This is a genomic window from Psychrobacter jeotgali, from assembly GCF_904846315.1.
Taxonomy (GTDB): Bacteria; Pseudomonadota; Gammaproteobacteria; order Pseudomonadales; family Moraxellaceae; genus Psychrobacter; species Psychrobacter jeotgali.
On the sequence record NZ_CAJHAF010000001.1, the window covers coordinates 134248 to 155020 of the forward strand.

Below are 20773 nucleotides of genomic sequence, written 5' to 3' on the forward strand. Positions count from 1 at the left end.
CTGCGGTTTTAATATTATATTTACGATTTTATTCATTGGTTTTATTTATTGATTTTATTCATGGCTTGGCGCTGTCGTTGACTGTGCTTGCTCTTTAAGCGCTGCTTGTTGATCACGGATAGCATCACGTTTGGCTTTTTCTAAGGCTTTTTGCCGTTTGATAACTTTTAGTTGGTCCGCATTAGGGGGCAAGATAGGGTTTTGGTTACGTTGCAGCACCCAATAGTCAAAGAGCGCCCGTCCAATAGGGGCGGCCACCGCACTACCACCGCCGCCATTTTCGACCAAGACCGCTAGCGCAATCTCTGGATTTTCAACCGGTGCAAAGCCGTTGAACCAAGCATGATCCCAGTGGCGTTTATCGAGGGCAGACTTATCATAGCTCTTACCTTGGGCAATAGATTTTACTTGGGCGGTACCGGTTTTGCCAGCGATACGGTAGCGATCGGTATAAATACCGCGCGCCGTGCCTCTCTTAACCGTATCTTCCATGGCATCCTGCATACGTACCCAGTCGCTATCCTGACCGTTATAATCGATTTTGCCATCAGGTTTTTCGATTACCTCAACCTGAGCCGCACCTTCACTACGTTTTAATAAATGCGGGGTAATATGATGGCCTTTATTGGCGGTCATAGCGGTAGCATTAGCCACTTGTAGCGGGGTTGCCAAAAAATAACCCTGACCGATACTCACGGATATAGTCTCACCGGGTAACCAGTCTTTATTATAAGTGTCTTTTTTCCACTGCGGTGACGGCATAATACCCGCCTTTTCATGCGGCAAGTCGATACCGGTTTCTTCACCAAAACCGAAGCGCACCATCCAATCATGTAAACGCTGAATCCCCATCTCATAAGCCAGTTTATAATAATAAGTATCGACCGACATCACGATAGACTTTTTTAGATCTACCGTACCATGACCGCCACGCTTCCAGTCACGAAAGCGATGGCTATCACCCGGCAAACTAAAATAGCCGGGGTCATAAATAGTGGTATCCCAGTTGCGCAGTCCATAATGAATACCGCCTAAACCCTCAAAAGGCTTGATAGTAGAGCCGGGTGGATAGGTCCCTTGCAGCGCTCGGTTATAAAGCGGCTCATCAGGATCTTCGCGCAGCGCCCCATAATCCTTAAAGGAAATACCGGAGATAAAGGGGTTAGGGTCGTAGCTTGGATTACTAACAAAGGCCAGTACATCACCATTTCTCGGATCAATGGCGACAATAGCACCGCGCCGACCGTCCAGTTGCTGCTGAGCAACGGTTTGCAGTCCATAATCTAAGCTTAAAGTAATATCGTTACCAGCGGTGGGCGGCTGGGTATCTAATTGGCGCAGAATATTGCCATGAGCATCAGTTTCAACCGATTGATAGCCTGGTTGCCCTAGTAGGATATCTTCATAATGCTTTTCGATACCGATTTTCCCGATAAGGTCGGTGCCAGCGTAGCGATCCTTATTGATTTGCTTGGTCTCTTTATCATTGATACGGCCCACATAGCCAATGACATGGGCAAATAGCTCATCATAAGGATACGAACGGGTCAGTTTGCTCTGGATAGTTACCCCGCGAAAGAAGGGTTTACGCTCGCTAAACTGCGCCAGCTGGGCTTCGGTTAGATCTATTTTAATAGTCACAGCATCGTTTTTACTTTTGCTCAAACGAGCCAATATATCGGTGATATCAGTCTCAGTTAAATCAAAGATAGGCGCCAGTAAAGCTAAAGTACGCTCAGGATCTTTGGCCTCATTTGGGCTGAGCATCGCCGTAAAAACCGGCTTATTATCTGCCAATAAAATACCGTTGCGATCATAAATATAGCCTCGGCTTGGAGGCGCTGAGATCAGTTTTATACGGTTGTTTTCGGCCTGAGTTTGATATTTTTCATGTTCATAGAGCTGCAAATAACCATAACGCAGCAACAGAACGGTTAGACCCAAAAATATGATAACGCCTAAAACAAGCACTCGCTGAATAAAGATGCGATTGATATGTTCAGTTTCTGAGGCTAAAGGCTTATTCATGTAAATTCAGTATTCATAATGGTAATGGCATAATAATAGATAGGAACAATAAAAACAGGAACAATAAAAACAGAAACGATAAAAACAGAAACGATAAAAACAGGATAAAAGCAGAAACAGTAGCAGTAGGTAAGATAGAGTTTATAAGGGGTGTAGATTGATAACTATAAATTATAGCAGAATAGTCTAGAGCCTGTATAGAACTAGGCCTATAACTGAGTATAGAACTTAAATCGAGCTGGGCATGGAATTTGGCTTGGGACTTGAAGCGGAACTCAACGAGTATCACTGGGCAGCCGAGAGCTGATAACGGAAGCTGATAATGAGCGATCTCATAGCCCAAAATACGGCCTTCAATTAACCGCTAGCAAAGTATGCTACTAATAGTCATAAGTTGTAGCGGCTCAAGAAGTGCTAAATAATGACAAGTATGCTAAAATCACTCGATTTATTTTAGCCTATATTTCTAATAATAAGTCATCTTTGTCAAGTGCTTATGATAAGTACGCTGGTTTATTACTGATAGAGTGAAAACATCGCCAAAGTAACGATAATCGGTCAATAATAATGGCCAAGTTAGGGGCACCAACAGTCATGTTCGCAACTATATGGCAGACGCTCGCCGAGCATCCAGAATTCTTTGCTATGCTGACCATTCCGCCAGTGACTGCATTTGTTACTTGGGCGCACGTATGGATGGCGCTAAAGATGCTATTTCACCCCATTAAGTTTTGGGGGATTCGCATTCCTAACTTTCCTTTTTTTGGCTTACCTGGCATCGGCTGGCAAGGCATCGTCCCCCGTAAAGCGGGCAAAATATCTGGGGTTATTGTCGATCAAACGCTATCCAAGCTGGGCTCACTCGACGAGTTTTTTCAAGCTATGGAGCCTGAAGAAATGGCGGTTTTTATCACCGATACGGTCGATGAAAATTTAGAATCGCTCATTGATGAGATCATGTTGGAACACTCTGGAGCTTTGTGGGGCAGTCTTCCTTACGCCGTGAAGCGCCGTATCTATGCTCAAGCTCATCAAGAGTTGCCGGAGATTATGCAGTCTTTGGTGGTCGATTTGACCTATAATGTCGAAGACTTGGTTGATATGCGCCAGATGATTGTCAATAAGATGGAAAGTGATCGCAAGTTGATGGTCAATATGTTCCTAAAAGTAGGGCAGAAAGAAATTGACTTTATTTGGCACATCAGTGCGCTGATTGGCTTGGTGTTTGGTATTATCCAGATGTTTATTTTCTTGGTAGTGCCGCAGCATTGGACCGTACCGTTCTTCGCTGCCATTTGGGGCTTTTTGACCAACTGGATTGCGATTTGGATGGTGTTTAATCCTGTAGAGCCGCGCTTTATCTCTTATTTGCAGTTTTTTACCCGCCGTAGTGGTTTTCCTTTTATTAAACTACAGTTTCCTCATATCGCCCAGTTTCGCTTTCAAGGCGGTTTTATGAAACGCCAAGAAGAAGTCTCAGAGGTGTTTGCCGAGATTGTGGTCAATGACTTAGTGACGCTTGAAAATATCATGAATGAGATGATGTATGGCGCTCGCGCGGCACAAACTCGTGAATTGATGAAATCGCACCTTTACAAAGTACTGGAGTCGCCCATCGTTAGTACCACCCTGCGGATGGGGCTTGGCCGCCGTGAGTACGGCCAGCTAAAGAACACTATTATTGATAAATCCATCTCTGCGACTATGGTGCCTCTGCGCGATCCGGAGCTCAATGAGAGCCGAGCTAGTAAAATATTCGGGCTGTTTCGAGATCGTATTCGCGCATTATCACCTGATGAGTTTCAGAACTTACTGCGCCCTGCGTTTCGTGAAGATGAAATGACCCTGATTGTACTGGGCGGCTTGACTGGGTTTTTGGCCGGGTGGTTGCATCTGGTTTTGGTGTTTTTTCCAGCAGTACAATAAAGCCGCACTGAGAGTATAAACTGAGTATTAAAGGCTTACTACATAGCTGCTACAGGGTAGATACATCTGCGTGATAAGTAAAAGTTAATGTACGCTAATGTAAATATAGTAAGTTAATGTAAAGCTATCAGAAACCAATTTATAAATACTAAACCAAAATAGAATGGCAACTGCTAACAAATATAACTAAGTAAAGATAAGTAAGTCAGTATTCATAATTAAGTATAAGTAGTATAGCCACGCAGATAATGGATGCTTGTAGAGACTGACAAGTCCGATCTGTCACCGTAACTTATGACCGTATTAAGGTAAACAAGGTTAGACCGTATGTTAATCACAGAATTGGGTTATTTTGCCTTGCTGGCCGCTTTTGTGCTGGCGATTTTGCAAGTTGTATTACCTACCGTTGGAATCATGCATGGCCAAATATCATTGCAGCGCTTGGCACCAAGCTTAGCTTGGGCACAATTTGTGGCTATGATGTTCTCCTTTTGCGCTTTGATGGCAGGCTTTTACTATAACGACTTTAGCCTTTCCTATGTCGCTCAGCACTCTAACAGCTTATTACCTTGGTACTATAAGCTATCAGCCACATGGGGTGGTCACGAAGGTTCGCTATTATTATGGCTTACTATTATGGCCACTTGGTGTGCCTTGGTTTCCTACTTTAGTCGCGGTTTACCGCTGTCGATGCGGTCACGGGTATTGGTTATTTTAGCTGGTGTGCAGTTGATGATGCTAGCGATGTTAATCTTTACCTCCTCTCCCTTTGAGCGCACTCTACCTAATTTATTGGTCGATGGCGCTGACTTAAACCCGTTATTGCAGGATCCGGGATTAATTTTCCATCCACCGATGCTGTATATGGGTTATGTAGGTATGGTGGTGCCGTTTGCGTTTTGTATGGCGGCATTATGGGCAGGGCGTTTGGACGCAGTTTGGACACGTTGGTCGCGTCCTTGGGCATTAGCGGCTTGGGGGTTTTTGACCATCGGTATCGCTCTGGGCTCATGGTGGGCTTATTATGAGCTTGGCTGGGGTGGTTGGTGGTTCTGGGATCCAGTAGAGAATGCTTCATTAATGCCATGGCTTGCTGGTACCGCTTTGATCCACTCTTTGGCAGTGACCGAAAAGCGTGGGGTATTTAAAGCTTGGACGATTATGCTGGCGATTTTCGCTTTTGCACTCAGCCTGCTCGGTACTTTCCTAGTACGCTCTGGGGTCATTACCTCTGTGCACTCGTTCGCAGCTGATCCCACTCGTGGTCTGGTTATCTTAATTATTCTTGGTGTTATCGTCGGTAGTGGTTTGCTGATGTTCGCTGTGCGTGGTTGGCGCTTGACGGTTGAGAGCCAATATCAGCTGGTGTCACGTGAATCATTTTTAGTGATTAATAACGCTATTATTTTGATCGCAACGCTAGTGGTGTTGCTCGGTACCCTTTACCCTATCATCGCTGATGCCTTTAGTCTTGGTCAGGTATCTGTAGGCCCTCCATACTTTAATGCGCTGTTTGTGCCTTTAACTTGGCTATTATTAATCGCTATGGGGATGGGCTCTAATATTCGCTGGAAGCAAGATAAACGTCCATTATTAGGTATTAGTGTGGCGATCGCCGCTAGTAGTATCGTATTGGCCGCTATTATCGCTTACTTTACCAGTCCGTCTGCCATGTTCAATATTGGTATGACTTTAGCAGTAAGCTTTTGGGTGCTGCTATGGATGATCGTTGATTTTAGAGACAAAACTAAGAACGCCCCTAATTTCTTTAAAGGCTTGGGTCAGCTGCGTCTCAGTTATTGGGGTCAGCAAACCGCCCATATAGGGGTGATTGTCGCCTGTATTGGGGTGGCGTTTGTCACCAGTTTAGATATCGAGCGCGATGTGGCGATGGGACCTGGCGATACGGTGCACGTACAAGGCTATGACTTTAAGGTGGTGGAATTTACCGAAGTCAAAGGCAGTAACTACGATGCTACTCAAGCTCAGGTTGATGTTACCAAAGACGGCCGCGCCGTAGCTACCCTTTATCCGCAGAAACGTACTTATGTGGTTAGTATGATGCCGATGACCGAAGCGTCAATTGATGAGAGTCTACTACGTGATGTCTATGTGGCTTTGGGAGAGCCTATCGCTGAAGATAGTAATCAGTGGGCACTACGCATTTATGTGAAGCCCTTGATTCGTTGGATATGGTTAGGTTCGATCATTATGACTTTGGGTGCTCTACTCAGTATGCTCGATAAGCGTTATCGTCTCAAAAAAACCAAAATAGCGGCTGAAATCACTACTGATCATTTAGATTCAGTACCTGCAGCGGGGGAGAGGTAATATGAGCTTTTTAGAGAATCCGCTTCAACTTGAGGAGGCTTGACAATGAAAGCTACCCAAATACTATTGCAGCAAAAAGCGCCGCTACTCTTTAAGCTGGTGGCTTTGATGCTGGCGTGTATGCTCACTATGACTGGCTACGCTGCTATTGATGTTTATGATTTTGATTCGCCACGACAAGAAGCCCAGTATCGAGGGCTTATTGAGGAGCTGCGCTGTCCCAAATGTCAAAACCAAAACCTTGCGGCATCAGATGCGCCTATTGCGCAAGACTTGAAGCAAAAGACTTATGACATGGTCAAAGATGGCCGTAGCGATGCTGAGATTCGTGATTACATGCAAGAGCGTTATGGCGACTTTATCAGTTATAAGCCGCCTGTACGCCCTTCAACCTGGATTTTATGGTTTTTTCCACCGTTATTATTAATTGCGCTTATCGTCGGCTGGTTTTGGCAAAGTAAACGCCGTCAAGTGGTTGCCAGTGGTAAGGGCGCTACTACGGTAGAGCGTACTACGACAGCGCTTAGCACCGAAGAGCAAGCGGAATTAGATCGTCTGTTATCACGTACGGAAGGTGATAGTAGCAATCATGACATCACCAGCACAGAGGACAAAAAATGACCATATTTTCCACTTTTGGCTTATTTGTTGCCCTAAGCTTATTTATTGCTTTAATATTAGCGGTTATCGCTATTATGCCGTGGTTAAAGTCGTCAAAACGTAACGCTCAGCCCGTTGACGATCAATTATTAGATATCAACGTGGCGGTGTTTCGTGAGCGTCTAGCAGAGCTGCAAATCGATAAAGACCAGGGCACGATCGATGACGCTCATTATCAAAACCAAAAGCTTGAGCTGGAACGCCAATTACTAGATGTACAGCGCCAAGTAGCCACGATGACACCTCCGGATACCAAAAGCCGTTTGATGGTTATGGTTTGGGTGCCGCTGCTAGCGGGGCTGGCCTATATCTTGATCGGTGATCGCACGCCTACTTTTGATTTTTGGGCGGCAGAGGATAAAGTAGGCCAAGTTGCTGATGATCTGTTAACTGGAAAAATAGATCAGCCACCTGCCTGGGCTATTGAAGACGAAGGACGTGAGCTTATCACTCAAATGCAAGCTAACGTTCATCATCATGCTCATGATGCGGATCGTTGGATGCGTTTATCTGAGCTGTTTTTATCCTTAGAAGCGAATGAAGCCGCTCTAGAGGCTTTATCGCGCGCCTACCGTCTATCACCCGATAATGAAGAGATTGCCACTACTTATGCGCAGATTAGCTTTTTTGCTAATCAAGGTCAGCTAGATGCTAGTAGTCGCCGTGTACTAAAAGAAGTACTGGCAAAAAATCCAGAGCATGAAGGCGCACAGATGCTGATGGCAATGGGTGAAGCACGAGCCAGTAACTTCGATGAAGCTCAGAGCTGGATCAAAAGATTACGTGATAGTATCGCTGCAAAACCAGGCGATCATACTCAGGCTTTAGCCAGTCTAGATGAATTGAGCGCTAATGTGGTTATTCAACAGCAGCAAGCCTCGCAAGGTATTGAAGTAAATGTAACGGTCAATCCAAGTCTGCTACCGTTAGTAAAGGCTGATGATATCCTATTTATAGCGATTCGTGATGTCAATGGCGGCGCACCTTATGCGGCAAAGCGTCTACCTATTACGGTGATTCAGCAAGGTCAGGCTAGTATCAGCTTAAGTGATCTGGATGCCATGATGCCGGAACGTACTATTGCCTCAGCACGTAGTGAAAAAGTACAGCTGGCGGTGGTTGCTCGTATTAGTCACAGTGGTACTGCTGGTGCAGAGTCAGGTGACCTATCGGGTAACCCGGTAGTTATTGCAGCGGATCAAAATCAGGTCAATGTTGAGATCAATCAACAAGTACCCTAATAGATAGGTCAAGTGCCATAGGTGTTAAGCTGGGTACAATAATAATACTTGAGCTTTATAAATCCACAAGGTAAGGTAGATTTTGCTTTCGAGCATTTGACCAATCCCTAAAATTCAACATTTTTATTCAGGAGAGACGTATTATGATGCGTATTATTTTGCTAGGACCACCTGGCGCTGGTAAAGGCACTCAAGCACAGTTCATCTCACAAGAGTTTGATATCCCGCAAATCTCTACCGGTGATATGCTAAGAGCGGCGATTAAAGAGGGTAGTGAGCTTGGCAAACAAGCTAAAGATGTGATGAATGCAGGTGGTCTGGTTTCTGACGACCTTATTATTGACTTGGTAAAAGAGCGTATTAGCAAGCCTGACTGTGCCAATGGCTGCATCCTTGATGGCTTCCCGCGCACCATTCCACAGGCTCAAGCCCTTGCCGAAGCCAATGTTGCAATCGATCACGTGATCGAAATTAGTGTGCCAGATGACGAGATTGTTAAACGTCTCTCAGGTCGTCGCCAGCATGCAGGCTCAGGTCGGGTTTACCATATTGACCACAATCCGCCAAAACAAGCAGGCATCGATGATGTCACTGGCGAAGCGCTTATCCAGCGTGAAGACGATAAAGAGTCAACCATTCGTGATCGCTTAGCTACTTATCATCAGCAAACCTCGGCTTTGGTTGGTTTTTATCAAGATAAAGCTAAAGAGCAAGCCGATGCTCCTAAATATGATAAGTTCGATGGCACTCAACCTATTGACGAAGTGAAGCAGCAGATCCTATCTACTCTAAAAGGCTAATACTCTTTTAGACGATGATAAACGATATCATGAGCACTGCCACACAAACAAACCCTGCTAATTTATAAATTAGCAGGGTTTTTGATTTTTGAGTCTTTAAATCATTAAGCTATAGCATTTCTAATGCAGCGTTTGATAGATATTAAATCAAAACACATGATGAAAGCTTATTTTAAAGATTAAGCGTTACCTTGAGCATCAACTTGGGCTTGTTGCTGGCTTTGGGCATACGCTTGATCAAAGTTCACAGGAGCCAATAATAACTGCGGGAAGCTACCACGAGTCACGATATCGCTAATGACTTCACGTGCATACGGGAACAAAACGTTAGGGCAATAGGCGCCTAGGATTTGTCCGATTTGATCTTCAGGAATATTCTTAAGTAAGAAAATACCTGCTTGATGCACTTCGGCTATAAAGGCCGCTTCTTCAGCGTTCTTTGCAGTAACACTAACAGTGAGCACCACTTGATAATGGTCATCATCCAACTTTTCAGCATTGCTTGATAAGTTGATATCGAGCTCAGGATTCCACTCCTTGGTGAATACATCGGCACCAGGGACTTCAAGTGACATATCTTTAACATAAATGCGTTCTAATGCTAGCTGCGGTTGTACTTGTTCTTCAGCCATGATGGCTCCTCTAATAATGAATCAAATAATGATACAGAGTATAAGCTTAATTGGGAGTTAATGATAATACTCTCTACCGACATCTTGCGGTGGCTAATATTATAGCGAAGTGTGGTAAAGCAATATAGTCCTTTAACCGGCTAATAACTGGTCAAGCTTATCTTGCTGATTGAGCTGATTAAGCTCATCAAAACCACCAATGAAAATCTCACCGATGAAAATCTGCGGCACAGTGCGATAGTTATTGGTCTTTTGCATCAACGCACGGCGCTCATCGCTACTAATGTCATACATACTGATTTCTTGGTATTCAACGCCTTTGTTTTCTAGTATTTTTTTAGCGTTGGTGCAGTAGGGGCAGATAGGAGTGGTATAAACTTTTACAGGAACGGTCATAATGAATCCTTGTTAGGTAAATGTGAAGGTTATAAATTAGATATAAATATAAAAAATATGACTATAGCAAGCCGATTTTATTATTAATGCCAATATTAGCAATGCAAATTTTGCTAAGCACATATTAAGTGATGCTAATTATAAAGTGGGGATAGGGATTATGAATTCAAGTGAGTAAGCTGAGGGCTTACCAAACTACCCAAATCATCCCGATTCAGACAACCCTTAGTTATAGGCCTTAGTTGTAGGGTCACGGTGTTGGCTGGATAACATGCAAATAAAAAAGACACCATTTAATATGATGTCTTTTATAATAATTTCTAAAAATCCTATACTGTTATTTGCTTAGCTTAGGTTTCGATTTACCTTTTTTAGCTTGCGCATCTTTTATGCCTACTAAAGGCATGCCAGCCCCTTGCCAACCACCAATGCCGCCTTCTAAGCGATAGACATTGTCCTTACCAAGCATTTGTACCGCAGCGCCTGCTTGCACACCGATATCACAGATAACAATCACCGGCTGCTCAATAGCGCGAATCTCTGCCAAGCGGTCTTTAAGCTCAGTAAAAGGAATATTACGACTGCCTTGAATATAGCCACTCTCAAATTTCTTTTTGGGGCGAATATCAATCAGCTGCGCATTTTGGGAATTAACCATCATACCGAGGGTGTTGGGCGATATTTTTTTACCGCTACGCTTATTTTCAATAGTGAAAAATAATATAATAAGTACGGCTAAAATACCGAATAAAAACGGGTGGTTACCCATAAATTCAAGTGCACGATCCAAACCATACCTCCAAAAAATAAGTGTTCTATTAAGCTATAGAAATAAAAGGCTATAAACAGCAGCTTAATAAACATGAACAAGGCGCTATTATACCGATTAGCCTCGCTATAGTAAACGTACGATAACGAGATGGTTAATAAGGTTTGGTATCGGCTTCAGCCTGCAAAGTAACTAAGTTCTCCACACGGCGTTGGAGTACTTCGCCCTCCTCAACCGCCTGCCACAGAGCGCAGCCTTTACTATTATGAGTGTGCTTGCAGTCGCGAAACTTACAATAACCAGCTAATGGCGCCAGCTCAATAAAGCCTGAGATAATATCCTCAGGCGTCAGGTGCCAAATACCATACTCACGAATACCGGGCGTATCGACAATCCCGCCCGCCGTCAAGTCGTCAGGATTAAAAGGCAGTAAGCGGCTAGTAGTGGTGGTATGCTGCCCAAGCTGGGAGTTCTCTGAGATCACATTGACGCTTTGTACCGACTCAGGCAATAGCGCATTGACCAAGCTGCTTTTGCCAACGCCTGACTGACCTGCAAAAATGACTAATTTGTTATCGATATGGTGTTTTAAATCATCGAGCCCTTGTTGATCGTTACTATCGGCAATATTTTCGGGACAATCAACCGAGGTGAGCACGCTGTCATAACCTAGCGCAGCGTACTCGGTTAGCAGCTGCTTGGTATCAGCATCATCCTCTGCTAATAAATCGGCTTTATTAAGCACCAATAACGGCTGCACGCCGGCATGATGACAAACCACCAAATAACGATCTATCAGCGACGGCGCGGCGGCAGGTAGCGGCGCAAATACAATCGCCAAGATATCGACGTTAGCCGCAACGGGCTTGAGCTTATGGTAACGATCAGGGCGTGAGACTAAAGAGGTACGCGGCTTGACAGATTCAATACGGCCAAAGCCAGTATTGGAATCAGCGCTCCAGCGTACTTGATCGCCGGCGGCCAGCATCGGCAAATTGGTACGAGCATGGCAGCGCCAAATATCACCAAGCGCCAATTCTTGCCAAAAAGGTTCAGGATCATCAGGGCCAATTTCAGGAGGCTCAGGAATGACAGCAGGCAAGCTGGTCACTTGTACCTCTAATTGCTTGCCATAGTGCGCCATGACTACGCCGTCCATCAAGCTATCATCAATGCTATCTTGACTTTCTAATTGCTGCTTATCAATGCGACGAATCTGCTGCTTGGTCAGTTTGCGTTGCCGGATTAATGCCATAAGTGGAGCCTATCAAAAAATTTCTCTAAGTGTAGCGTGAAAGTTTGCTAACATACAGCCTAAAGCGAATGATACTAATAGCGGTTTTGTAACGCTTTAACCGCTAAGAAATGATAAAAATTATTGATCATAGGATATTTAATGAGTACTGACGACCACCCTAATAAAGTTAAAATCAAGAATCAAGGCAAAAAAGGTCTGATTTGGATAGACTTAGAGATGACTGGGCTTGATACTTTAAATGATGAAATTATTGAGATTGCGACGGTCGTGACCGATGAGGACTTGAATGTTTTGGCTGAAGGGCCGGTATTTGCTATCAAGGTATCCGACCAAGTCCTGAATAAGATGGACGAATGGAATACCAAGCAGCATGGACAATCAGGATTGGTTGATCGGGTGCGCCGTAGCACGGTGACTTTGGCGCAAGCAGAAGCGGAGACTATTAAGTTCTTGAATAAATGGGTCGATGAGGGCAAGTCGCCTATGTGCGGTAATTCCATTTGCCAAGACCGCCGCTTTTTGGCAAGACAGATGCCGAAGCTGGAAAAGTTTTTCCACTATCGCAATTTAGATGTGTCATCGATTAAAGAGCTATGTTTTCGCTGGCGTCCTGATATCTTAAAGAACTTTGAAAAAGGCGGCAGTCATTTAGCATTGGACGATATCCGTGATTCTATCCGTGAGCTGAAGCATTATCGTCAGCACTTTTTTAAGTTGATGCCAAGAGATTAGGTTTTAATATATTTTCGTATAAAAAAAGGTTTGTTTAATTAACAAACCTTTTTTCTTTATTGAGTTTTTATGGGGTTGTAAGAGGCACCCTACACCAAAATCCTAAAATCCACCAAGCTAAACTCGGCACCGTCATCGTTCTCAGTCACTGCGCCAATGACTGCGCTGACTTTTGGCTGGCGTGTTTCTTCATCGATTAAGCGCCAATCGCCGAGTACATAGCGTTTTTTATTATCCATTTGATGAACGGCGGGGCGATGGGTATGCCCATGTAATAGCGCATCGTTATTTTGGAGTACAGTTCTGACCGCATCATCGTTTACATCCATGATATAAGCGGCTTTCATAGTGTTATTTTGCTTGCTTTTTTGACGGATATCCTCAGCAATGCCGAGACGTTTTTCTAAAGATTTATTAAGCAAATACCACTTAGCGAAACGGCTGCGTATTACTTTGCGAAAGAGCTGATACTTTTTATCATCAGTACATAATGCATCACCGTGCTCTAGCCGGTAAGTTTTTGCTCCCAATGCCAAAGTATAAGGCTCATAAATAAGCTCGCCGCCAAATAAGTTGCAAAAAGGCTGATCTAATAAAAAATCACGATTGCCGTGCATCACCAAGATCTCACAGCCATTGATGCGTAATTGCTTTAAGCGCCTGATCAGCGGTGTTAGCCAGTGCGCTTGTCTTGCATCCTCTGAGAGCGCTAAATAAGCATCATCACCGAGCCAAACCTCAAACCAATCTCCCAAAATAAACAAGCGTTTAAGATTAGGCAGTGCTAGCGCGTCATCCAGCAATAGCAAAAAAGCCTGCACTAGGGCAGGCTCATCTGGCGATAAATGCAAATCGCTAATCAATAGTTGTCGCACCTCATGAGGACGGGTAGTTATTAGATGGTCAAAACTTTGCATTTATCTTAATCTCACCTCAATTGCTAATGAGTCAGTTATGAAAGGCAAAAACCGTTTACTCAGCAACAATCTTTGCTGATTGGATAATAACTGGCTCTTTGGGTACGTCGGCATGCATACCGTAACGTCCGGTTGGCACGCTACGCATTTTTTCGATAACATCCATACCGCTGGTCACTTTACCAAAGACCGTGTAACCCCAACCTTGGGCATTTTTGCCAGTGTGGTTTAAAAAGTCGTTGTCTTTGACGTTGATAAAGAACTGACTGGTCGCTGAATGTGGGTCTTGGGTACGCGCCATGGCGATAGTGCCCTTGTCATTCTTTAGACCATTATCCGCTTCGTTTTGGATAGGGGCATTGGTCGCTTTTTCATTCATGTCAGCGTCCATACCGCCGCCTTGAATCATAAAGCCGTCGATAATGCGATGGAAAATCGTGCCTTCATAATGACCTGATTTAACATAGTTTAAAAAGTTTTCTACCGTTTTTGGCGCTTTTTCTTCGTTGAGTTCGATAACGATAGCACCCATATTGGTGTCAAGTTCTACTACTGGTGGCATATCTACCATGTGATAATCCTTTTTTATTACTGGTATCAAAATTGATACGGGGTGAGTGAGTGGTAAAAGTCATGGTTAGTCTAACGACTTTTTTATCCTGTGTCATGTATCAGGCTGTTAATGAGTTTGCAAAAGCTGATAGAATGACGCAATCTTAGCTTTTTGTTATAGAAAGGCTGCAAACTTCTTTGTTTTAACTTGAACCCTCTCTAAATTGAACCATCTATCAAATATTGCCCGATTAAATAATGAATCGACTATACCTTGCTTAGGAGCAATGAGTAATGAGTGAGCACAACAATATTACTGAAAAACAAGCCGCTGAACAAAAAAACGATTTTATTCGTAATATCATTCGTGACGATGTTAAAGAACAAAAATATCAGCAAATCGTCACCCGTTTCCCGCCCGAGCCTAATGGCTATCTGCATCTTGGGCACGTAAAATCTATCTGCCTAAATTTTGGGGTGGCTGAAGAGTTCGGCGGTGTCTGTCATTTACGTTATGACGATACTAACCCGACCGCTGAGAAGCAAGATTATATCGATAATATCAAAAAAGATGTGCAATGGCTGGGCTTTGAGTGGGTAGGTGAGGCACTGCATGCGTCAAGCTATTTTGACCAGCTCTATAAGTGGGCGGTGCAATTGATTGAACAAGGCGATGCTTATGTCGATTTGCAAACGCCTGAGCAAATCAAGGAAAATCGCGGCTCATTTAATGAAGTGGGCACCCCATCGCCGCAGCGTGATGCCAGTGTAGAAGATAATCTACAGCTATTTTCAGCTATGAAGGCTGGCAACTATGCCGAGGGCGAGGCGGTACTCAGAGCCAAGATCGATATGGCGCATCCCAATATGAATATGCGTGACCCGATTATCTATCGGGTGATGCATCAACAGCATCATCAGACTGGCGATAGCTGGTGTATTTATCCTATGTATGATTTTGCCCATCCGTTATCCGATGCTATTGAAGAGATTACCCATTCGTTATGTACGCTGGAGTTTGAAGATCACCGTCCATTCTATGACTGGGTAGTGGAGAAGATTGGTTTTGAGCAGCCACCGCATCAGTATGAGTTTGCCCGCTTAAATGTCGACCATACGATGACCAGTAAACGTAAGCTCAAACAGCTGGTGGATGAAGGTATCGTCAGCGGTTGGGATGATCCACGGATGCCGACAGTCGCTGGTATGCGTCGCCGTGGCTATACGCCAGAAGGTTTGCGTGACTTTTGTGATCGGGTAGGCGTCACCAAAGCCGATAGCGTGGTTGATTTTCGCTTATTAGAGTTTAGCATTCGTCAGTCACTAGAGACCACTACGGCGCGCGGTATGGCGGTGTTAAAACCTCTTAAAGTGACCATCACTAACTTTATTGAGGCGGTTAATCAGTGGGAAGATCTAAAAGCCGATAGCGTGAGCGCGCGTTGGGATGAGGATGCGCAAACCTTATGGCTGACTCAACCTAAGCACCCCAACGTTGATATGGGCGAGCGTGAAATCCCCTTTACCGAAACCCTTTATATCGACCAAGGCGATTATGAGATTGAGCCGCCAGCAGGTTATAAGCGTCTGTCGCCAGAAAAGCCGGAGATTCGTCTGCGTAATACCTATGTATTAGCGGTGACCGAGCACATTACTGATGATAATGGTAAGGTTATCGAGCTAAAAGCCACTATTGATCCAGCAACCTTAGGCAATAATCCTGAAGGTCGCAAAGTCAAAGGGGTTATCCATTGGGTATCAGCTGACCAAGGTATTCCAGCGACGGTGCGTTTATACCAGCAATTATTTGCGGTTGAAGATCCAAGTAGCGTCAGCGATGTACACGATGCGCTAAATCCTAATTCGCTAACTGTACTTGATGCGGTAGTTGAGCCCTCACTAGCAGAGGCGCAGGCGGGCACGCGCTTTCAGTTTGAGCGTGAAGGCTACTTTATCACCGATAGCGAGGATCATAGTAGCGACAAGCCGGTGTTCAATCAAATCGTCAGCTTGCGTGACAGTTATAAGCCTGCTTAAGCTATAATTAAGTTTATTTTAGTAGCTGTATATTTTTTATATTGACCTGACTATAGTACGCTAGGAATGGGCTTTTTTGAGTTAGAGAAGTAGCGGTTAGAGGGTTTGTTTTTTTCTACTTACCCCTAAATGGAATAACCGAATTACAATCCGTCACAAGACATTCATAACCGTTTTGATAAGATGGAATAGGTTTAATGACATGCCGAAAGCTATCTGCTGGATAACTGAGCATGCTAACGATAATAATATAGCGCTGGCAGTATGCTGTTGGCGCTCAACATTGAAAATAAGGAGCCAAGAATGGCACATTTACGTTTAGGTGATGATGCACCGAATTTTGACGCCCCAACTACCGACGGTGATATCAATTTTTATGATTGGGCAGGAGACAACTGGGTGGTGTTCTTCTCACACCCTGCAGACTTTACCCCAGTATGTACTACAGAGCTTGGCCGCGCGGCTTCTCTGAATGAAGAGTTTAAGAAGCGTAATGTCAAACAAATCGCTATTTCAGTAGACAGCTTAGAAGATCATAAAGCTTGGGCGAGCGACATTGGTGAAACTCAAGGTACTGATCTCAACTTCCCAATTATTGCAGATCCAAACAAAGAAGTGGCTGAGTTATATGACATGATGCACCCTAATGTCGATAGCACCCACACAGTACGTAGCGTATTTATCATTGATCCTAATAAAAAGATCCGTTTAACCCTGACTTATCCTGCCAGTACTGGCCGTAACTTTGATGAGATTTTACGAGTGATTGATGCTCTGCAATTATCGGATGAGTATAATGTGGCAACACCAGTCGATTGGAAAGAAGGTGATGATGTTATCATTCCACCAAGTGTGAAAAACGAAGACATCCCTGCTAAGTATCCTAAAGGCCACACTGAAATCAAACCTTATCTACGTACCACACCTGCCCCTAATAAATAACTATTTATTGGTCTAAGGTTTTCTAAAAACAAGAGCCTCATAACTTTAAGTTATGGGGTTTTTTACTATTCAGTTAACAAGACTTGATAAGGTTTTGTTATCATGATGAAGATAGATGGATATAATTAAAACGTTGTAGGTAATAAAAAACTATAATCAAAAATGACTTAAAAGGAATTAACTATGAAAAAACTCTATGTTACTCGCACCGCCCCTAATCCTCGTAAAGCCCTTATTTTATTAGCATCGAAAGGTATTGATGTTGATGATATGGATGATCTCGATGTGGTAGATATCGATTTTGCGGCTAATGAGCAGATGTCAGATGAATTTACCAAAATAAATCCGATGCAGACGGTGCCGGTATTGACGCTAGATGATGGTACTGTACTCAATGACTCACAGGCCGTTTGTGAATATCTTGATCGAGTTTATGGAGTGCGCTCAGTCATGGGAAATGACGTGGTTCAGCGGGCGCAAGTTTGTTCCATGCGCCGTATTGCTGAGTTTGAAGTATTATATAATCTAATGCTTGCATTCCAGCATAGTCACCCGTCCAAAGCCCAGCGAGTAGAGCAAGTGCCCGAGTTTGTAGCGCCTTCTATTGCCCGCGCTGTAAAAGCTTTAGATTATTTTGAGACTGCCTTAGAAGGTAACGACTACTTAGTGGGTAATCAGTTGAGCTTTGCTGATATCGTGCTGTATTTAGGCTTAGATTTTGGTAAAGCCCTGAAAGTGAATCCTACCGAGCAGGGAGATAATTTGGCGCGCTTTTACCAGACGATGCATGAGCGTTTTAGTATAAAAAAGATGGCTAAAGCCAAACCAACAGCAGCGGAATAAGCGTTTTGATATAGGTTGTGGTTTTATTCACTTTATTTTTAAGTTTTTTATCAAATCAATCAATTATGGGTAACTGTAGTAATCAGTTATCCATATTTTTTTTGAGATTAATTGCTGAAACATCAAGGTCCAGCCATAGTCTATTTCAGCCACAGCTATTATTAAATACACTTAAAGAAATTAAGTAATAAATATAAACATGTTGTTACAAGTAGTAAGCTTATAAGGTTTATAATTATTGTTATAAAAATAATTGTAATAATCAGGTGTCAGAAAGGTTTTAGAACTTTAGATTTTTAGAAAAGAAATAAAAGAGAAGTAGCGTATGTTAGTTATTAATAGAAAATTAAATTTGAAAGTAGCATTATTACCCAGCTTGTTAGTAGGGGCGTTAGTCTTAAGTGCCTGCAGCGATCCGGCGGCAACTAGCGAGACTGACGCAGAAGCCGCCGATGAACAAGCAACATTGACGGCTAATAGCAATGAAAGCGGTGTTGAGCAAACCGATACCACTGGCACCGAAAGCGTTTCTAATATTAATGCTGAACAACAAATGATTGATAAGTTGGCGCGCTATCGTTGGACTTTGGTGGAAGCTACTGATAATGAGGCCCAGCCTCTTACGTCGCTGCTAAATATTAAAGATCAGGTGACCCTTAAGTTTAATCAGTCTCAAGGCAGAAACGCTATTAACTATAGTGTGGGCTGTAATACTATGAGCGCCCTCTATCAGCTTCAAAATAATAAAATGACTGCTGAAAATAGCATGAGCACCAAGATGTCATGTGGTGAACTAAATGTGGCGGAAGATCGGTTAAATAAAATGATGCAAGGTGTTAGTCAATTAACTCTGACTGATGGAGACACTCCCACGCTAAAACAAGTTACTAGCGATTCTGCGACGCTAGTTTGGGGAGGAGAGATGACGGCTCAAGCTAAGTATAATAGTAAAGGCGAAACAGTATTTTGGGCGGTAGATGCTAACACTAAACCTTGTACCCAGAACAGTACTGAGCAGTGTTTGCAAATAAAACCTATTACCTATGACGATCAAGGCTTAAAGGTTAGTGAAGGCGAATGGACTGAGTTTGTAGGTGATATTGAAGGCTATCAACATGATGGCCAGCATGACGAGGTGTTACGTTTGCAAAGGTATAAGCTAAATAATACGGATACAACCGCAGCTATAGCAGATGATAATTATGCTTATGTACTTGATACTGTGATTGAGAGTGCAGTGGTAAAGTAGCTATAAAGCTTTATTATCTTGGTATAATAACTTCAGCGTAGGTTACCCAAATCCTCTTCACTCAAGCGCCATCGTCCTTTTTTCTTAGAGGTTCCGCGTCCACGTAGCGCACTATTGAGTAGCAGCTTATTCATAGAATGGCTTGAATGGGCGTGGCAGATAGCGCAGGCCAGACCATCGGCGGCATCGGCTTGAGGCACTACATCTAGCTTGAGAATACGACAGACCATCTCTTGCACTTGCTCTTTGCCAGCAGCGCCATAACCGCAGACCGCTTGTTTTATTTGCCGAGCTGTATATTCAGATACTTCTAAATCCAGGGCTACCATAGCAGCTATAGCGGCCCCACGTGCTTGACCAAGCTTCAGCGCTGAATCTGGGTTTTCAGCCATAAATACTTGCTCAATAGCGGTATAAATAGGCTCGTTGGCGTATTTAATATGATACTCAGTAATTCGCGTCAAACCATTAAAGATACGTTTTAAGCGCTCAGGCATCTCTTTGGTGTCGGTACGAATAGTCCCGGCATCAAGATAAGTCAGCTTGTCGCCCGTTTGCTGGACGATACCATAACCCGTCATGCGTGAGCCGGGATCGATTCCAATGATAATTGCCATAATATTCCAGATTACTTACATTTTATTTAATAACTTAAAAAGCAGCTACAAGTTTGATAGTATAGCAAGCCATCCCCATATATATCATTAGTTAACCATTTTAATTTGCGTAAAGCTTAAATTTTAGTTTCAATTTTATAGGACAACATTCTATGGGTCAGATAGTAGGTATTGCCATTGTTTGGTTTATTATCGAGATGCTGCTTTGGTATTTGCTAGCCCAGTTCATTAGTGGCTGGCTGGTATTTATTTGGTTTATTATTGCTGCCGTTATTGGTATTGCGCTTATCCGTAAAGGTATGGCGGCTCTCAATCCTATGGCGCAGCAAATGAAAGCAGGCGGCATGATGAACCCTGCTATGCGTCCTCAAGAGTCTACTATGATTAAGAGTGTCGCTATGGCTGTAGCTGGTATTCTACTGCTGATTCCAGGGGTCCTTAGTGATTTGTTAGCGTTACTGTTAGTTTTACCACCAGTCCAAAAGAAATTAAAAGACATGGCTAATAACTACGTTATGAATAATCAGCAAAAAATGATGGAAATGATGGCCAAGCAAATGGGCGGCCAAAGTCCATTTGGCGGCGCTGGTGGTATGGGCGGCCAAAATCCGTTTGGTGGAGCTGGTATGGGCAATCAAAACCCTTTTGATAGACAGCAACAAAATCCGTTTGGCGATGTCTTCAAGCAGCATACGACTGTCGATGGGACGGCCAAAACTGTGCCTAAAGATGTCAAAAAAATCACCAAATCAGCTAACGATGAGTAATCTCGGCTAATATCATAAAAAAGCCCCCTTCGTCGATAACGAAGGGGGCTTTTAAGTGACAACTATCAGCTATTTT

Annotated in this window: 19 protein-coding genes; 11 read left to right on the forward strand and 8 right to left on the reverse strand. The window is 43.6% G+C overall.

Annotated elements, in window-relative coordinates:
- Window positions 1-54: 54 nt before the first annotated feature.
- The gene (mrdA, locus tag JMX18_RS00545; RefSeq protein WP_201582682.1) at window positions 55-2028 is read right to left on the reverse strand and encodes a penicillin-binding protein 2; all 1974 of its coding nucleotides are present in this window, start codon (window positions 2026-2028) and stop codon (window positions 55-57) included.
- A gap of 594 nt (window positions 2029-2622) precedes the next feature.
- Between mrdA and JMX18_RS00550 the strand changes: the two genes are divergently transcribed.
- From JMX18_RS00550 to adk, 5 genes are all read left to right on the forward strand, one after another.
- Window positions 2623-3954: a hypothetical protein gene (locus tag JMX18_RS00550; protein ID WP_201582683.1), complete on the forward strand. Its 1332-nt coding sequence runs from the start codon at window positions 2623-2625 to the stop codon at window positions 3952-3954.
- Window positions 3955-4281: 327 nt separating this feature from the next.
- Window positions 4282-6285, forward strand: coding sequence for a heme lyase CcmF/NrfE family subunit (locus JMX18_RS00555; RefSeq protein WP_201582684.1), 2004 nt, complete (start codon window positions 4282-4284; stop codon window positions 6283-6285).
- A gap of 45 nt (window positions 6286-6330) precedes the next feature.
- The gene (locus JMX18_RS00560) at window positions 6331-6906 is read left to right on the forward strand and encodes a cytochrome c-type biogenesis protein (protein ID WP_201582685.1); all 576 of its coding nucleotides are present in this window, start codon (window positions 6331-6333) and stop codon (window positions 6904-6906) included.
- Window positions 6903-8186 (forward strand): c-type cytochrome biogenesis protein CcmI, encoded by a 1284-nt coding sequence (gene ccmI / locus JMX18_RS00565; protein ID WP_201582692.1) that lies wholly within the window; start codon window positions 6903-6905, stop codon window positions 8184-8186. Before JMX18_RS00560 ends, ccmI begins: the two co-directional genes overlap by 4 nt.
- 143 nt (window positions 8187-8329) lie before the next feature.
- Entirely contained in the window at window positions 8330-8986 is a 657-nt protein-coding gene (adk, locus tag JMX18_RS00570; RefSeq protein WP_201582699.1) for an adenylate kinase, read from the forward strand.
- A gap of 179 nt (window positions 8987-9165) precedes the next feature.
- On the opposite strand, the gene secB is transcribed toward adk, so the two are convergent.
- From secB to rsgA, 4 genes are all read right to left on the reverse strand, one after another.
- Window positions 9166-9618 (reverse strand): protein-export chaperone SecB, encoded by a 453-nt coding sequence (gene secB, locus JMX18_RS00575; protein WP_201582703.1) that lies wholly within the window; start codon window positions 9616-9618, stop codon window positions 9166-9168.
- A 132-nt stretch (window positions 9619-9750) separates the two neighbouring features.
- Window positions 9751-10014, reverse strand: coding sequence for a glutaredoxin 3 (grxC, locus tag JMX18_RS00580; protein WP_201582707.1), 264 nt, complete (start codon window positions 10012-10014; stop codon window positions 9751-9753).
- Between the two features lie 337 nt (window positions 10015-10351).
- A complete protein-coding gene (locus JMX18_RS00585; RefSeq protein ID WP_201582708.1) occupies window positions 10352-10804 on the reverse strand; it encodes a rhodanese-like domain-containing protein in 453 nt (150 codons plus the stop codon).
- Window positions 10805-10937: 133 nt separating this feature from the next.
- A complete protein-coding gene (rsgA, locus tag JMX18_RS00590) occupies window positions 10938-12038 on the reverse strand; it encodes a ribosome small subunit-dependent GTPase A (protein WP_201582712.1) in 1101 nt (366 codons plus the stop codon).
- Window positions 12039-12179: 141 nt separating this feature from the next.
- Between rsgA and orn the strand changes: the two genes are divergently transcribed.
- Window positions 12180-12773, forward strand: coding sequence for an oligoribonuclease (gene orn / locus JMX18_RS00595; RefSeq protein ID WP_201582713.1), 594 nt, complete (start codon window positions 12180-12182; stop codon window positions 12771-12773).
- Window positions 12774-12862: 89 nt separating this feature from the next.
- Here orn and JMX18_RS00600 read toward each other — a convergent pair whose 3' ends face one another.
- Window positions 12863-13690, reverse strand: a complete 828-nt coding sequence (locus JMX18_RS00600; RefSeq protein ID WP_201582714.1) for a UDP-2,3-diacylglucosamine diphosphatase — start codon at window positions 13688-13690, stop codon at window positions 12863-12865.
- A 55-nt stretch (window positions 13691-13745) separates the two neighbouring features.
- Entirely contained in the window at window positions 13746-14261 is a 516-nt protein-coding gene (locus JMX18_RS00605) for a peptidylprolyl isomerase (protein ID WP_201582715.1), read from the reverse strand.
- 275 nt (window positions 14262-14536) lie between these two features.
- Here JMX18_RS00605 and JMX18_RS00610 point away from each other — a divergent pair, with 275 nt between their 5' ends.
- From JMX18_RS00610 to JMX18_RS00625, 4 genes are all read left to right on the forward strand, one after another.
- On the forward strand, window positions 14537-16279 hold the full coding sequence (locus JMX18_RS00610) for a glutamine--tRNA ligase/YqeY domain fusion protein (RefSeq protein WP_201582716.1): 1743 nt from the start codon (window positions 14537-14539) through the stop codon (window positions 16277-16279).
- Between the two features lie 303 nt (window positions 16280-16582).
- On the forward strand, window positions 16583-17221 hold the full coding sequence (locus JMX18_RS00615; protein ID WP_201582717.1) for a peroxiredoxin: 639 nt from the start codon (window positions 16583-16585) through the stop codon (window positions 17219-17221).
- 183 nt (window positions 17222-17404) lie between these two features.
- The gene (locus tag JMX18_RS00620; RefSeq protein ID WP_201582719.1) at window positions 17405-18064 is read left to right on the forward strand and encodes a glutathione S-transferase family protein; all 660 of its coding nucleotides are present in this window, start codon (window positions 17405-17407) and stop codon (window positions 18062-18064) included.
- A 325-nt stretch (window positions 18065-18389) separates the two neighbouring features.
- Window positions 18390-19313 (forward strand): META domain-containing protein, encoded by a 924-nt coding sequence (locus tag JMX18_RS00625; RefSeq protein WP_201582721.1) that lies wholly within the window; start codon window positions 18390-18392, stop codon window positions 19311-19313.
- Window positions 19314-19345: 32 nt separating this feature from the next.
- Here JMX18_RS00625 and ruvC read toward each other — a convergent pair whose 3' ends face one another.
- Window positions 19346-19930 (reverse strand): crossover junction endodeoxyribonuclease RuvC, encoded by a 585-nt coding sequence (gene ruvC / locus JMX18_RS00630; RefSeq protein WP_201582722.1) that lies wholly within the window; start codon window positions 19928-19930, stop codon window positions 19346-19348.
- 152 nt (window positions 19931-20082) lie between these two features.
- Between ruvC and JMX18_RS00635 the strand changes: the two genes are divergently transcribed.
- The gene (locus JMX18_RS00635) at window positions 20083-20697 is read left to right on the forward strand and encodes an FxsA family protein (protein WP_201582723.1); all 615 of its coding nucleotides are present in this window, start codon (window positions 20083-20085) and stop codon (window positions 20695-20697) included.
- Window positions 20698-20773: the final 76 nt, after the last annotated feature.